Below are 15,219 nucleotides of genomic sequence, written 5' to 3'. Positions count from 1 at the left end.
AGAAACCTCTCCATTGATGGAGAGGTTTTTTTATGTTGAATTTCAATTGGGTTTGACAAAATAACCAAAAATTCATTAAATTAGTAGAACGATCTACTTAAGTCCATTTAACTAAATATCAATTTTTTTGATCAAAAAAAGCAAATATAATTAGTTCGATTCACTTAATTTCACTTCTATTGACAGTATTTTCAGAAAAAATAATTGACGAATAAAAAGAATGCGCTTACAATGAAACCACATTCCGAAAAGTGAAATTAGATTCCACTGGATGGAATAAAGGGGTGGTTCACCTCCAAATAAGAAGCTAAAGGAATGATTCACACAATGAAAAATCGAAGTGCACTGGAAATTTACAAAGAGGGAGGCGCTTGGTGGGAGACTGAGATTAGTCATATTCAAAAAAATTCAATTGAAATTCGAGGGTATCCGATTGAAGAACTGATTGGTGAATTGTCGTATCCACAAATGCTCTATTTACTGCTTGTTGGTGAATTATTGGATGCTTCTAAAGCAGCTCTTTTTGAAAGTGTTCTTGTCGCAGGTGCGGACCATGGACCAAGAGCACCATCTATTGCAGCAGCTAGAATGGCGGTGACTTGCGGCATTTCGTTTAATTCCTCTGTTGCAACAGGGGTGAATCTATTAGGTGACATTCATGGCGGAGCTGGAGAGAAGGCCATGTGTATGTTATACGAGGCCAAAGCGATCTACGATGATCAAAAGGATATACACTCTGCGGCAAAGCAAGTGTGTCAAACATGGTTAAATCGCAAGGAAAAAATCCCGGGAATCGGCCATCAGCTTCATGATGATGACCCGAGGGTGAGACGTCTATATGAGCTGAGTCACAAACATGTCCAGCAAGGTCTTATCAGCGGCACATATTTACGGTTAGCCGAAGCGATTAGACATGAGCTTGAACAACTGAAAGGGAAGAAAATCACGATGAATATAGATGGTGTATCTGCTGCCATCCAATGTGAATTAAACATTCCAGCAGAAGCAGCAAAAGGTATTTTTTCCTTATCCAGAGGAATGGGTATCGTGGCGCATGCATATGAGGAGCTGACAAAGGGAGCCCTCGTGAAAGGACCTTGTCCGAATGAAGAAAGATTGGTTCGTTATGCAGGACCTGAAACGCGGCACTTTAAGGAGGGAGAGAAAATTTGAGTAGTTTGAGAGCGTTGTCATATATAAATGGCGAGTGGCTTGATACCGGTCGTGTGAAAACAGATATCATCAATCCTTATTCAGGAGAAAGGATCGGTACATCCTATCTCGCCTCATCAGAAGACATAGAACAAGCACTTTCTATTGCGCAGCATGCTAAAAAACAAATAGCGGGAATATCGGCAATCGAACGCTCAAAGCTTCTAACAAAAGCAGCCACCTTGCTTGAAGAACAAAAAGACCATTTTGCAAAGCTTATTTCGCTAGAATTAGGCAAACCGCTTAAAAATACAAGAGATGAAGTCTCGCGATCAATCGAGACGCTGGCGCAATCGGCGGAAGAAGCGAATCGATTAATAGGTGAGACCATTCCTGGCAATGTATCATCGCGTGGACAGGGAGCAATGGCCATGACATTTAAAGTACCAGTCGGAGTTGTGCTGGCGATTACTCCTTTTAATGCACCGCTCAATTTAATTTGCCACAAAGTCGGTCCGGCCTTTGCGGGAGGGAATGTCATCATTTTAAAGCCCGCACCGCAAACATCAGCTGTTGCCACAGCGTTTGTCGAACTCCTTCTCGAAGCAGGATTTCCTGAGGCTGGATTGCAGCTTGTAATTGGCGGAGTCGATGCTGGGAAGCAGTTAGTCACTGATGAAAGAACGAATCTCATCTCTTTTACCGGTGGGGCTGCCGGTGGAGAACATATTACAACCTCTGCGGGATTAAAAAAGGTACTGCTCGAACTCGGAGGGAATGGCGCGACGATTGTTCATCACGATGCAGATATTGAACAAGCCGCATCCCTTTGTGCCAAAACAGGCTTTAGTAATTCTGGTCAAAGCTGTATCTCTGTTCAAAGAATTTATGTCCACCAAGAAATGATGTCGTCGTTTACTGATGTATTAAAACAAAAAGTAGAGCAGCTTGTCGTTGGAGATCCGCTGTCCAGTGAGAGTGATATCGGCTGTATGGTCGATGTTCAGGCCGCGCAGCGTGTTGAGGCGTGGATACAAGAGGCAGAGAGTATGGGTGCCCAGCTTTTATATGGGGGAAAAAGAAATGGAGCGAGCATCACACCGGCTATTTTGCTAAACCCTCCGAAACAGGCCAAGGTCGTCTGTGAGGAAGTGTTCGGCCCAGTTGTCAGCATTCTCCCATATGAGGAGCTGGAGGAGGCAATTAAAGAAGCAAATGATAGTCGATATGGGTTGCAGGCAGGGATCTTTACGAATCAGCTGGATGTGGCATTGCACGCAGCAAAAGAGCTTGAAACTGGCGGGGTTGTCATCAATGGGACATCGAATTTTAGACTGGATCATTGGCCTTATGGTGGGATTAAGCGAAGTGGCCTTGGAAGAGAAGGTCCGCGTTTCGCCATCGAGGAGATGACCGAAACCAAAATGGTCGTGCTTCCACAGGGTCTGTGAAAGGGGCGTTGGATGTGAATGCATTTCAGCAAAAGGTAAAAAGTGTGCAGACAGGTGGTCAGCCAATGATTTGTACGCCGCTCATCGGACAAACAAAGGAAGAATTGTTTCATGAGGTCGAGGTGTTAACTGAGAAGAAGCCTGATGTGATAGAGTGGCGGGCGGATTTTTTTCATCACCTTCATGACAAGGAACAAGTGATAGAAACCCTTAAGGGAATGGTAGAAAAGGCAAAGGGCATCCCATTTTTATTCACCATTCGTTCTGAAAAGGAGGGCGGCGAAAGTACATCACTTTCGGAATCTGAGAAGGTTTCTTTGCTTGCCGAGCTTTGTTCCACACAGCTTGTGGACGCCGTTGATTATGAATTGATGCATGATGTGACACATATACAGCAAGTCAGTCAGGCGGCGAAAAGAAATGGGGTCACCTTGATTGTGTCGTATCACGATTTCCAGCGCACCCCTGAGGTAGATCGTCTCGTGCAGTTATTCGTCAATGCAGAATCAGTCGGCGCCGACATCGCAAAGATCGCAGTGATGCCGCATTCCTATGACGATGCATTAACACTGCTCTCGGCGACCAGCCATGCGAAAAAGCAGCTGTCAATTCCCGTTATTTCGATGGCAATGGGGGAATACGGGGCTTTTACAAGAATGATTGGCGGACTTTTTGGATCTGTCATGACCTTTGCTGTAGGGAAAGAAAGCTCAGCTCCCGGGCAAGTGGCAATACAGGATTTGAACAATGTTCTATCTATTGTGTTTTCAAAGAATAAGTGAGTAGCAGATTCATAGCTGCACCGTGAGAGGAGAGAAACATGAAGAAGAATATTTCTACACAGGTTATCCAGTACTTAGAAAATCGGGGAGTCGAGCATATTTTCGGCCTCTGTGGTCATACGAATATTGCTTTTTTATCAGCGCTTGAAAAAAGCTCGATTCAATTTGTAAATGTCAGGCATGAACAGATAGCAGCACATGCAGCAGATGGTTATGCGCGGGCGAAGAAACAGACGGCTGTGGTTCTCAGTCATTTAGGTCCCGGACTCACCAATGCGGCAACAGGGGTAGCGAATGCAGCACTTGATTCCATTCCAATGGTTGTTATTGCAGGAGACGTCCCAAGTCATTACTACGGAAAGCACCCACATCAAGAGATCAATCTTCACTCCGATGCCTCTCAATACGAAATTTACCGGCCGTTTGTGAAAAGAGCATGGCGAGTCGATATTCCAGAATTATTTCCAGAGATTTTATCAAAAGCATTTCAGTTAGCTGAAAGCGGCCGTCCTGGCCCGGTGCTTATTTCTGTTCCAATGGATGTGTTCTCAAAAGACCTAGATGTGTCCTTGTTTGAACAAATTAACCAGCATACACACACCATTGAAAAACCTTCTATTGATGATCAAACGGCCAATCGGATATTAGATCGATTGCTGCAGGCAGAAAGGCCGCTTTTATATGTAGGGGGAGGCATTTTACTAGCTGATGCAGCTGAAGAATTAAAGGCATTCTCTGATCATCTAAGTATCCCTGTTGCCCATTCTTTGATGGGGAAAGGAGCGATGCCGGATGATCACCCAATGACGCTTGGAATGACAGGATTTTGGGGGACAAAATTTATCAATGATCAGTGCAAAGAAGCGGATTATATATTGGCTTTAGGCACTCGTTTTGCTGAAGCTGATGCGAGCTCGTGGGAATCAGATTATACGTTCCGCTTCCCATCAACCAAGCTCATTCATATTGATATTGACCCGAATGAAATTGGACGTAACTACCCTGTTGAAATTGGAGCAGTAGCCGATCTTAAGCAAGCCTTGACTGTACTCAATCGAGTGGCGAGAGAAAGACTGCCAAAAGGGCTGAATCGACCTGAATTGAAGAAGGAAATTGCGGCATATCGTAAGGAATTTCAGGCGAGCAATTTGACGAATGTTTTAGATGAATCCTTCCCAATGAAGCCGCAGCGTATTTTGCAGGAAGTGCGGGAAGTATTGCCGCCAGATGCCTTTATTACAACGGATGTTGGCTGGAATAAAAATGGGGTGGGACAGCAATTTCCTGTGCTCACGCCAGGAACCATTTTAACGCCAGGCGGTTTTGCAACGATGGGATTTGGAGCCCCTGCCGCACTTGGGGCAAAGATTGCCCAGCCTGACCGTGTCGTTGTGTCACTCGTTGGGGACGGCGGATTCGGTCAAAATCCATCCGTTCTCGCAACAGCCGTTGAAGAGAACATTCCTGTTGTGTGGATTGTGATGAATAACAGTGCCTTTGGCACAATAGCCGGCTTGCAAATGGCGCACTATGAAACGACGTACGGCACTGTTTTCAGAAAAGGTGGAGAAAGCTATTCACCGGATTTTGCTGCCATTGCGAGAGGTTATGGAATGAAAGGGATTAACATCACCTCTGCTTCTGAATTCAAAGAAGCTTTAGCTGAAGCGATTGCCTCTCAGGAGCCTTGCGTTATTGATGTAGTAATGAAAAATGATCCTGTTCCTACGGATGGACATTGGAATATTAATGATATTTATTCACCAAATTCAAAGCGCTCACATGTCAGCGTGAATTAAACATAACGAGGGAGGAATTAGCAATGAAAATTAAAGTATTGAATCCGTTTCAAGATGGGAACCCATTATGGTTAGGCTTAGATCGTCCAGAGGAGCAAATGATTCGTAAGGTATTTCAAACGATTACACCAGATACTGTTGGATCAGAGCATATGATGGCGGGTCTCACCATTTTTGAACCAGGGGAAGCAAGTTCAGTGCACAATCACCCGGGTTCAGAGGAATTTGATTTTGTGATTAAAGGATCTGGCGAAGTCATTTGTGATGGAGAAAGGCAGTCCTTTAAACAAAATGATTTCATGTTCATTCCAGACGGTGTCCCGCACCAGCATGTCAATACAGGAGATGAACCTTTATGGCTCATTTGGCTCTACACGCCGCAAGGGCAGCTTCCAAAGGATTAACAAACTGCACTGGTAAGCCCTCCTTTTGAATCATCAGGGCCTTCCGGGTCAATCAGAAAGATGAAAAGGGCTAAAATTAGGAATGATTTTAGCCCTTCATCACTTGAATGAAAGGGAGTCAAGCAATGAATATGAATACACCGCTCGAAGGAATAAAAATATTAGACGTCTCTACGATGATTGCTGCACCCTATGGCGCGGTGCTTCTAGGGGATTTTGGAGCAGAGGTCATCAAAGTCGAGATTCCTGGTAAAGGCGATACGCTGCGGCATGTTGGCCCTTTTGCAGATGGAGAACCGCTTAGATGGTCAGGTCTCTCACGGAATAAGAAATCCCTAACACTGGATCTGCACAAAGACGAAGCAAAAGACATTTTTAAAAAGCTTGCAGGTCAGGTCGATGTGCTGATTGAAAATTTTCGCCCTGGAACACTCGAAAAATGGGGAGTTGGGTACGATGTGTTAAAAGAAATCAACCCTCGTTTAATCATGATTCGTGTATCAGGTTATGGACAAACGGGTCCGTTTAAGGACAAGGCCGGATTTGGAACACCGGCAACGGCGTTTAGCGGCTTTACATATATTCAAGGGTTTCCAGACCGGCATCCAGTCAGCCCTTCCTTTTCTCTCACTGATTATATTGCTGGCATCTATGTGGCGTTTGCTACTGTGACAGCGATGTATTACAGGGATACACATCCAGAAGGAACTGGGCAAATGGTGGATTTGGCCCTCTATGAATCTGTGTTTCGTATGTTAGAGTTTTTGGTTGCAGAATATGACAAGCTTGGGAAGGTGCGTGAGCGTTCACCGGGGCTAAGCGGTCATTCAAGCCCTGCCGGTACCTATGAGACAAAGGATGGTCATTATTTGGTTCTTGTGACGAGTACAGATTCGACCTTCAATCGATTGGCAGAAGCGATGAATCGATTAGATTTACTAGAGAATGAAAAATTCGCGGTCAATGCATCCAGGCTGAAGCATAACAAAGAAATGGATGCGATCGTTTCGCAATGGATCGCGTCGAAAACAAGGGATGACGTATTAGAAATTCTAGATACACATGGCGTCCCTGTGAGCCCAATTTTAAGTATTCGGGATATTTTTGAACATCCGCAATTTAAAGCACGAGAGAATATTGTCGAGGTGCATCACCCTCGTCTTGGAAAAGTGAAGGTGCCTGGGATCATTCCGAAGTTTGAAAAAACACCTGGAAATATCCGTCACATTGCACCTGATTTAGGCGAACATAATTATGAGATTTTAACAAATATGCTTGGCTTAACAGAAGAAGAGTGTAAGCAGTTAGAAGAAAAAGGGGTTATTTAATACGCTCAACCGAACCGCACGCTGCGGAAACAAAGGAGGATGGTTATGAAAGTGCATTCAGAACTGAAGGGGAATGAATTGCAGCCCGCATATGTGAAACCAACGAAAGCCCGTTTTGGCATATTGATTCTGTTGTTTTTTATTACCGCTATTAATTATATTGATCGAGCCAGTGTGTCCATTGTTGCTCCTGCGATTCAATCTTCATTGCAATTAAATCCAGCCTTATTAGGCCTGATTTTTTCGGCATTTAGCTGGACATATACAGCGATGCAAATACCAGGCGGTTTTATTCTCGATAAATTTGGCTCAAAGGTAACGTATGGGATATCTCTCGTTACTTGGTCTATTTTCACAGGCTTACAGGCGTTTGCGAACAGCTTTGCTTTTTTATTCGGCTGCCGTTTGTTTATTGGGATTACAGAATCTCCCGCATTTCCTGCAAATAACCGTATTGTCACCACATGGTTTCCGAGGCGGGAACGGGCTTTTGCAACAGGAGTATACACAGCTGGAGAGTATGTGGGTCTTGCATTTGCGACACCTCTTCTTTTTTGGATCATGACGACTTTCGATTGGAGAACCGTCTTTATTACGGCAGGTGCGCTCGGTATCATATTTGCTTTCTTTTGGTACAAGTATTATCACGAACCGAAAGAGCATCCGAAGATAAATGAAGATGAGTTAGAATTAATCCGGCAAGGCGAAGGGCTGACAGTCGCATCACAGGAGAAGCTGAAATGGGCAGACTTTGCCGCCCTTCTGAAATATCGTAAATTGATCGGGCTCTATATTGGCCAATTCTCTGTTGCGTCTACACTTTTTTTCTTTTTAACGTGGTTTCCGACCTATTTGGCAGAGGCGAAAAATATGGCGTTTCTCAAGGTAGGTTTTGCTGCTTCTCTTCCTTATATTGCTGCATTCTTTGGGGTCTTGTTTGGAGGTTATGTGTCTGATTGGCTGCTTAAAAAGGGCGTATCAGTGAATGTAGCGAGAAAGCTGCCGGTAGTGGTTGGCTTGCTGATGACGAGTACCATTGTTTTAGCGAACTATACAACGAATCTCCCGATTGTGCTGACCATTTTATCCATCGCTTCATTTGCGCAAGGACTGTCTAATATCTCTTGGACGATGCTGTCTGAGGTGGCACCGCGGGAAATGGTTGGGCTGGCTGGCGGCGTATTTAACTTTTTTGCTAATTTAGCTGGGATCATCACTCCGCTGATTATCGGACTCATCGTGTCGGCGACAGGCTCTTACAATGGAGGAATTTTATTCGTCAGTTTAGTCGCATTAATCGGGGCATTGTCGTATATTTTTATCGTAGGTAAAATTGAACGTATTCAATTAAAACCATAGCGGGAAAGCAAAAGAGAACTCAGAGGTGAGTTCTCTTTTTTATGTATAAAAGATAACGGTGATGATCGCTGCACAGGCGATACCCATGCTGATATAAAGGCTGGCAAACCATATATTCCAGCGAGTGATACGGTAAGGATTGACCTTCATCAAATCAGCTAATAGGGAGACAGAAACATTAAAAGGACTAAACATGACAGTTGATGTGCCCGCAACGATCAGCATGATTGCAATGGGAAGAGCAGGCAGTTCAGGGATGACTGGTGCCATCATACTGACTAACAAAGCAAGTGAGACAAGCGGGTGAAAGCCGCAAAGGGCGGTAATCAGAAAATACAGCCCAATGACACAATAAACCCAAATCGCATGGTCTGATATACTGACAATAAATGCTTGAATCGGCTGCATACTGTTTGTGGCAAGGAGCATATCGACAAAGAAGCCAGCACTTAAAAATAGACACATATAGTTGGAGAGCTGACGGGTTCTTTCTTTCCAATGAGGGACAGAGACGGCGATATATTGTTTTCTTTTTTTAATGACAGAAGAGAATAATAGAGCAAATGGAATAATCGTCAGTACTACAGCGAATAAATAGCCTTTTCCAATCCATGCATCGACAAGAGAGACGACTGTCATAAAACCTAGCAGCATGAAAGCGAGCTGAAGGGTTTTTCGCTTAATTCGATGAGGATTGGCGTTTGTTTCTGAAGACTGAATGATGCTTGGTAATCGTTTGCTTTGATGAGAAAAAAGCATCCAATCTATCGCCAGCACGACGACCATTAAACCAAAAGTAATAGGTGCAATTTGATAATATTTTAGTTTGGTTGCATCAATGGTGACGCTTACCAGTACTTCAACAGGACTCCAGCTTAAACATAATGCATATGACCTTAAGAGATTGCGTGTATAAAGATGTTGTTTCACTTGTTCTTTTAGGGATTCGAGCGACGGTTTGAGCGATGTATATAGTAAAGGAATCGTTGCGATATTTAAAAACATGCCGAGAATATGAGTGACAAATGAACTCTTGCGATAAAGCTGGTTTGAGCTCGTTGTACGCAGCGTGAGCAGTTTATTTAATTGTGTATCGAAATGTCCAACATGTATGAGAGAATGAATAAAAGGCAGCATGAAAAAGAGAGAAAGCAAGCCCAGCATGGAATGAAAGTGAAGAAAAAACGTGTGCAATGGCTGGCCGGATAAGAAGAATAAGAACAAACCAATGATGAGAAATACAGCACCTGTTTTCAAATAAAGCCCATTTGCTTTCTTAAAAGAAATAGTGAGTGAAGCAGCGGCCAGCAGACCAACAAAATAGGAGAGTATGGGAGCAGGAAATAGTTGATGAACAATATATAAGCTAATAAGAAGTGTAAAAACGAGCAGGTACATGCAAATATCTCCTCCATCAAATACCTTCAATTGGTTTTATTCCGACTGGTGGAATTTGTTTTCTTTTAGTGGAACGTTTAAAATGGATTATAGCAAAATCGATCGTTGATGTCGATAAGAAATCAAAGGGGAAAAGGAGAAAATGAACATGGCTGATAAGAAGTCAAAAGAAGAATCAGGACTGCGTACAGTTCAGCGCGCCTTGGATATTCTTTATTGTTTTAGTGAAGAACGTCAAGAGCTGACGCTAACGGATATTTCAAAAGAGATGAATTTAGCAATGTCTACGACAACGAGACTGCTCAAGGCACTTGAAATGAATCATTTTGTGGAAAAGAATCAAGAAACAATGAAATACCGATTGGGTCAAAGGCTTTATCTCCTCGGATACATTGCAGGGAAGTCCATTAAATTGAGGGAACTGGCTAAGCCACTCATGTACTCACTTCGTGATGAAACAAAGGAAACCGTCAACCTGTATGTACTGGATTCAACAAGCAGGGTTTGTATTGAACAAGCGGAAGGGCTGCAATCGATTCGGCATCTTGTCAAGATTGGTGAGAAGCTGCCATTGTACGCAGGTGCAGGCGGAAAGGTATTATTGGCATTTCAAAGTGAAGAATTTCAACAAAAAGTATTAGCGTCTGAGGCTGATCATGTGATGAAGGGTGACTGGCAAAAGGAACGTAAACATATTCTTGAGACGTATACTTCTTGCAGTATCGATGAACGAGAGGTAGGATCTGCGGCAGTAGCGGCACCAGTCTTTAACATTCATGGGGAAGTGAAGGCTTGTTTATCCATATCTGGTCCAACCCACCGGTTTACTGAAGAAATCATTCCCCAGCTGCAGCAAAAAGTGAAAGAACAGGCACAGAGGCTTTCTGAACAGCTCGGCTACGTCGTCAAACACAATTTTTAAGATTGCCTATCTTTTCGCGCTCCATTTATCATATAATAGAAACATTATGTAGCATTCCTTGTCGTAGGGAGGACGTGTCACGACCATGAAAAACAATAGAGAAATTCCTGTAAGACAGCGGAATATTGTCCTCATTGGCTTTATGGGTGTTGGGAAAACAACCATTGGGCAGCTGGTTGCCAAAAAGCTATATAGAGATTTTATTGATGTCGATCAGGAGATTGAGAAAAATTACAACATGACGATTCCAGAGATGTTTCAGCAAAAAGGAGAAGCATTCTTCAGGCAGGCTGAAAAGGATTATATCGTCGATTTATGTGAACATACACAGCTCAAGATCGTCTCCCTTGGAGGCGGTGCATTCAAACAGGAAGAAATCAAACGCGCCTGCTTGAAGCATTGTACCGTTCTTTTCCTTGATCTATCGTGGGAGAATTGGAAGCAGCGGCTTGATATTTTAATCGAAAACCGTCCTGTTCTTCACAACCGGACGCTTGATGAGATGAAAGAGCTGTTTGAAGAACGCCGGGAGATTTATTCTCTTCATAACTCCAGAGTGGAAACAGATCATTTAGAGGCTGAGGAAGTCGCCAATTATATTGTGGACACACTCAAGCTTGGCTGGGATTTATATTCGAAATAAAAAAAGTCTACCGCTTAGGGTAGACTTTTTTCTATTGAATTCTATTCCTTCTTACATATGATGATGCTTTGACAACCAAAATGTATTTATCCTTTTTTTGGTGTGCGGCCGTTTGGAAAAAGCGGTGTTCCTACTTCAATCATTTCATGATGATGAGGTTTTTGATATAGATCATTTTCTTTTTTGGAAAAATAAAATAGTATATAAATTTCAATAAGAGTTTTTTGAATTATTATAATCTTTAAAAAATAATGTTGACATCTTCCGTGAGAACATTTTATGATTGTTTACGTAAACGCTTACCGTAAACGTTTACTATAACCGAATGGGGAGGAATTTGTTGATGAAAAATAAAGAAAAATGGAGCGGTGTGTTCCCGGCTGTCTTAATTCCTTTTAAAGATGATTATTCAATTGATGAACCTGCATTTCGCAAACTTGTTCGCTGGGTGGCGGAGCATGAAGGGATTAACGGGATCGTTGTCAATGGACATACTGGCGAGATTATGACCCTGCTGCCACATGAACGAGCTGAGGCTGTACGTATTGCAGCCGACGAATTAAAAGGGGAAGTACCTGTCATTTCTGGGGTTTCAGCTGAAGGGACAATTGAAGCGATCCAGCATGCAAAAGCCGTTCAAGAAGCTGGCGGAGAAGGTATCCTTCTCATGCCGCCGCATTCATGGCTGAGATTCGGTATGCAGCCTGAATCACCTGTCCAATTTTTTAAAGATGTTGCAGAAGCGATTGACATTTCAATCATCGTCCATCAATATCCAACTTGGACAAAAACCTCTTATACAACGAATCAATTACTAGAAATGTCGGAAATTGAGAATGTTGTCTCATTTAAAATTGGTCAAAGAGACATGGCACAATATGAAGTCGATGTGCGCGCACTGAAAAAGCATGCACCAGATGTATCGCTGCTCACATGTCACGATGAATATTTATTGCCAACATTAGTCCAAGGGATTGATGGGGCGCTTGTCGGTTTCGGCTGTTTTGTGCCCGATTTGATCGCTGAACTTGTGAAATGTGTGGAAGAACAAGACCTTGCAGCAGCTAATAAAGTGTACGATAGAATCTTTGAATTAAAGCATGCTGTGTATAAAATGGATGAACCTTCCTCTACCTCTCATCTGCGAATGAAGGAAGCGATGTTCCAGCGAGGTTTGATCAGCAGTTCGCTTGCTAGGAAGCCGGTATTACCTTTAACTCAAAAGGAAAAAGAAGAGATTCGCCAGGGCCTTCAAAGTGTTGGTTTGCTTAAGGAAAACGTCAGTAGATAACAGACCATTGATTTCATGATGAAGGTGAGTCAGGTTATAATAAAGAAAAACAACAGACTCCCGGAGGTATGAAATGTGTCAGTAAGTATTAAAGATGTCGCATTGAAAGCTGGGGTATCTATAGCCTCTGTTTCCCGAGTATTAAGTGGTAAACCAGGAGTAGGTGCTCAAACGGCTGAAAGAATCAAACAAGTAATTGATGAGTTAGGCTACCGCCCTAATTTAGGAGCGAGAGGGCTCGTTAAAAGAAAGACTGGGAATATCGCTGTAGTGGTTCCTCGCGGTTCATATATTTTGAATAATCCATTTTTTTCGACGATTTTAGATGGTATAGCGAAGGAATTAGATGAGACCGAATTCAATATGCTGATGTCATTTACATCTGTACAGCAGCAGCGATTACTTGAAACGCAGGCCGTAGATGGTGCCATTTTATTTTCTCCAAGAAATGAAGAATTGAGCATGGATTGGTTAAAAAGTTTGGCTATTCCCATTATCGTTGTCGGAAGTTACTTAGAGGATTCTCCATTTCCATGTGTCAGGCCAGATGATGAAGAAGGTGTGTGTCAATCTGTAACCGCCTTATTTGATAAAGGTCATCGAACCATTGGGCTGGTGAATGGTCCAATGAGTTCGATGCATAGTGTGAGGTATTACAAAGGATACGAGCGCACATTGAAACGTTTAGGATTAACAATGAACAAAGAGCTTGTGTTTGAGTTAGATGAATTTGATGGGGGAAAAGTAGTAGAAGTGGTTTCTCAATTTCTCCAAGGAAACCAGCACATGACTGGAGTTGTTTGCTCTTCGGATTTTTTGGCGATGGGGGTCATGAAGGCTGCAGATATCGCAAATGTGTCAATACCTCATGATTTGTCTGTCGTTGGTGCCGATGATGTGCCCATTGCAAGTTTTTTAACCCCTTCTTTATCTTCTGTTCATGTTGATTTAGTTGGAATGGGAAGAAAAGCTGTTTCTTTACTAGCACAGCTATTGGAAGGAGAACAGTTAGAGGCGATGGAGCATATTTTCCCTATGTACTATATAGATCGGGGCACCACGGGAACGCCAAAAAAGCAATGATAGATGCTGAAAACTCGTAAGATCGCTTGAGAATTTCACTTGATTTAAAATGTAAGCGATTTCTTTAGCGCTCTTCGGCATGTACTTTTGCATCATTTCCTCCAATAAGGAGGAGATACCATGACGTTAGAACTCAGTGGAAATTCAAATTCTCATGATGAGCAAGTTGTTGATAGAGCTTCACAACTATTGACTAGGATGGAAAGTGTACCTTTTTCGAGATGGCATTTAAAACCTCGTATCATTATGGGATCTGCTACTTTTTTTGATGCTTTTGATGCTCTATCTTTAGCGTTTGTTCTCCCGGTCCTCATCGGCATGTGGAATTTATCACCTGCACAAATTGGTCTTCTTATTGGGTCTGGTTATATAGGACAAGCGATTGGTGCTATTTTCTTTGGGTGGTTAGCCGAAAGGCGCGGCCGTGTATTTAGTGCTAAGTGGACGGTATTCCTCATGTCTATTATGAGTATCGCATGTGTATTTTCAGGTAATTTTATGGCCCTTTTTATTTTCCGTTTTATACAAGGGATTGGAGTCGGAGGAGAGGTGCCAGTAGCAGCCTCATATATCAATGAGTTGTCCCGCGCCCAAGGAAGAGGTAGATTTTTTATGCTTTATGAGATGATTTTTCCATTAGGATTAATGATCTCAGCTCAAATTGGGGCATTTGTTGTACCTAGCTTTGGGTGGAAATGGATGTTCTTGATTGGGGGCATTGGAGGTTTAATTGTCTTTGTATTCTTTTTCATGCTGCGCGAATCTCCAAGGTGGCTTATTTCGAAAGGCAGGTTAGATGATGCCGAAAGAATTATAGAAGAAATTGAAGCTAGTACTGACAAACGAATGCCTGTCGCAAAGCAAGTATCCAGCAGTACTGAAAAGGGCGACTGGAAAGAGCTATTTTCAACTTTTTACCGGAAAAGAACATTGATCGTATGGGGACTATGGTTTTCTGCCTACTTTGTATCGAATGGTTTAAATAACTGGTTACCGAGTCTTTATAATACTGTTTACCATTTGCCAGTTGGAGATTCATTAAGGGCAGCATCTCTCACAAATATTTTACAGACCATAGGGGTATTCGCCTGTGCATTTTTAATTGATAAAGTAGGACGAAAGCGCTGGGCAACCATTGCATTTGTATTAACTGGTGTTTTATTAACGGCTTTATGGATCAGCGGAGCGAATTCTCCAGAAAGCGTCATCTATTTAGGGTCCGCAGCTTACGGAATGATGGGAACAATTACCGTTCTTCTGTATCTGTATACACCTGAAATTTATCCGACACGTATGAGGGTGATTGGAACAGCATTTGCTACAGCATGGCTTAGGCTGGCCTCAGCGATCGCTCCTATTATGATAGGTTTTATTTTAGAGGTAAGCGGTGTTTCAACTATTTTTATTCTGTTTGCAAGTGTGACTGTAGTGGGAGCAATTCTTGCTTTTAAAATGATCGAAACGCGCGAAAAAGTATTAGAGGATATTGCGCCGTAAGTTACGCGTGCAGTGAAGAACTTATTCCAAAGAGGGTAGGTTCTTTTTTTATTCAGAGGATCTAAAATGCCTCACCTATCTTCGTTCAATTATCATATAATAGAAACATG

Annotated in this window: 13 protein-coding genes; 12 read left to right on the top strand and 1 reads right to left on the bottom strand. The window is 42.7% G+C overall.

The window, feature by feature from the left end:
- Positions 1 to 315: 315 nt before the first annotated feature.
- The 7 genes from MHI60_RS05595 (at position 316) to MHI60_RS05565 (ending at position 8,275) form a co-directional block, all read left to right on the top strand.
- Positions 316 to 1,173 (top strand): citryl-CoA lyase, encoded by an 858-nt coding sequence (locus MHI60_RS05595; protein WP_144485934.1) that lies wholly within the window; start codon positions 316 to 318, stop codon positions 1,171 to 1,173.
- Complete coding sequence (locus tag MHI60_RS05590; RefSeq protein WP_144485932.1) at positions 1,170 to 2,603, top strand: aldehyde dehydrogenase family protein; 1,434 nt, start codon at positions 1,170 to 1,172, stop codon at positions 2,601 to 2,603. The genes MHI60_RS05595 and MHI60_RS05590 overlap by 4 nt, the downstream gene beginning before the upstream one ends.
- A gap of 8 nt (positions 2,604 to 2,611) precedes the next feature.
- The gene (gene aroD / locus MHI60_RS05585) at positions 2,612 to 3,385 is read left to right on the top strand and encodes a type I 3-dehydroquinate dehydratase (protein WP_144485930.1); all 774 of its coding nucleotides are present in this window, start codon (positions 2,612 to 2,614) and stop codon (positions 3,383 to 3,385) included.
- A 38-nt stretch (positions 3,386 to 3,423) separates the two neighbouring features.
- Positions 3,424 to 5,184, top strand: coding sequence for a thiamine pyrophosphate-binding protein (locus MHI60_RS05580; RefSeq protein WP_144485928.1), 1,761 nt, complete (start codon positions 3,424 to 3,426; stop codon positions 5,182 to 5,184).
- 23 nt (positions 5,185 to 5,207) lie between these two features.
- Complete coding sequence (locus MHI60_RS05575) at positions 5,208 to 5,588, top strand: cupin domain-containing protein (protein WP_034283259.1); 381 nt, start codon at positions 5,208 to 5,210, stop codon at positions 5,586 to 5,588.
- A gap of 125 nt (positions 5,589 to 5,713) precedes the next feature.
- The gene (locus MHI60_RS05570) at positions 5,714 to 6,916 is read left to right on the top strand and encodes a CoA transferase (RefSeq protein ID WP_144485926.1); all 1,203 of its coding nucleotides are present in this window, start codon (positions 5,714 to 5,716) and stop codon (positions 6,914 to 6,916) included.
- A 45-nt stretch (positions 6,917 to 6,961) separates the two neighbouring features.
- The gene (locus MHI60_RS05565; RefSeq protein ID WP_095407681.1) at positions 6,962 to 8,275 is read left to right on the top strand and encodes an MFS transporter; all 1,314 of its coding nucleotides are present in this window, start codon (positions 6,962 to 6,964) and stop codon (positions 8,273 to 8,275) included.
- Between the two features lie 39 nt (positions 8,276 to 8,314).
- On the opposite strand, the gene MHI60_RS05560 is transcribed toward MHI60_RS05565, so the two are convergent.
- Positions 8,315 to 9,673, bottom strand: coding sequence for a hypothetical protein (locus MHI60_RS05560; protein WP_144485924.1), 1,359 nt, complete (start codon positions 9,671 to 9,673; stop codon positions 8,315 to 8,317).
- A 148-nt stretch (positions 9,674 to 9,821) separates the two neighbouring features.
- Here MHI60_RS05560 and MHI60_RS05555 point away from each other — a divergent pair, with 148 nt between their 5' ends.
- The 5 genes from MHI60_RS05555 to MHI60_RS05535 all read left to right on the top strand — a co-directional run bounded on the left by MHI60_RS05555 (position 9,822) and on the right by MHI60_RS05535 (position 15,109).
- Positions 9,822 to 10,595, top strand: a complete 774-nt coding sequence (locus MHI60_RS05555; RefSeq protein ID WP_144472844.1) for an IclR family transcriptional regulator — start codon at positions 9,822 to 9,824, stop codon at positions 10,593 to 10,595.
- Between the two features lie 85 nt (positions 10,596 to 10,680).
- Positions 10,681 to 11,238, top strand: a complete 558-nt coding sequence (locus MHI60_RS05550) for a shikimate kinase (protein WP_048238141.1) — start codon at positions 10,681 to 10,683, stop codon at positions 11,236 to 11,238.
- 343 nt (positions 11,239 to 11,581) lie between these two features.
- Entirely contained in the window at positions 11,582 to 12,529 is a 948-nt protein-coding gene (locus MHI60_RS05545) for a dihydrodipicolinate synthase family protein (RefSeq protein ID WP_024424325.1), read from the top strand.
- Positions 12,530 to 12,604: 75 nt separating this feature from the next.
- The gene (locus MHI60_RS05540; protein ID WP_095407685.1) at positions 12,605 to 13,612 is read left to right on the top strand and encodes a LacI family DNA-binding transcriptional regulator; all 1,008 of its coding nucleotides are present in this window, start codon (positions 12,605 to 12,607) and stop codon (positions 13,610 to 13,612) included.
- Between the two features lie 120 nt (positions 13,613 to 13,732).
- Complete coding sequence (locus tag MHI60_RS05535) at positions 13,733 to 15,109, top strand: MFS transporter (protein ID WP_144485922.1); 1,377 nt, start codon at positions 13,733 to 13,735, stop codon at positions 15,107 to 15,109.
- The last annotated feature ends 110 nt before the right edge of the window (positions 15,110 to 15,219 follow it).

Origin of the sequence: Bacillus sp. FSL K6-3200, assembly GCF_038630485.1 — a bacterium.
Taxonomy (GTDB): domain Bacteria; phylum Bacillota; class Bacilli; order Bacillales; family Bacillaceae; genus Bacillus; species Bacillus safensis.
This window is presented reverse-complemented; position numbering and strand designations above follow the sequence as displayed.

What these genes read in the sequence shown, in the direction of transcription:
- MHI60_RS05550 (WP_048238141.1), top strand. Translation starts at nt 10,681, where the DNA reads ATGAAAAACAATAGAGAAATTCCTGTAAGACAGCGGAATATTGTCCTC.
- MHI60_RS05565 (WP_095407681.1), top strand. Translation starts at nt 6,962, where the DNA reads ATGAAAGTGCATTCAGAACTGAAGGGGAATGAATTGCAGCCCGCATAT.
- MHI60_RS05595 (WP_144485934.1), top strand. Translation starts at nt 316, where the DNA reads ATGATTCACACAATGAAAAATCGAAGTGCACTGGAAATTTACAAAGAG.
- MHI60_RS05555 (WP_144472844.1), top strand. Translation starts at nt 9,822, where the DNA reads ATGGCTGATAAGAAGTCAAAAGAAGAATCAGGACTGCGTACAGTTCAG.
- MHI60_RS05575 (WP_034283259.1), top strand. Translation starts at nt 5,208, where the DNA reads ATGAAAATTAAAGTATTGAATCCGTTTCAAGATGGGAACCCATTATGG.
- MHI60_RS05570 (WP_144485926.1), top strand. Translation starts at nt 5,714, where the DNA reads ATGAATATGAATACACCGCTCGAAGGAATAAAAATATTAGACGTCTCT.
- MHI60_RS05560 (WP_144485924.1), bottom strand. Translation starts at nt 9,673, where the DNA reads ATGTACCTGCTCGTTTTTACACTTCTTATTAGCTTATATATTGTTCAT.
- MHI60_RS05580 (WP_144485928.1), top strand. Translation starts at nt 3,424, where the DNA reads ATGAAGAAGAATATTTCTACACAGGTTATCCAGTACTTAGAAAATCGG.
- MHI60_RS05535 (WP_144485922.1), top strand. Translation starts at nt 13,733, where the DNA reads ATGACGTTAGAACTCAGTGGAAATTCAAATTCTCATGATGAGCAAGTT.
- MHI60_RS05545 (WP_024424325.1), top strand. Translation starts at nt 11,582, where the DNA reads ATGAAAAATAAAGAAAAATGGAGCGGTGTGTTCCCGGCTGTCTTAATT.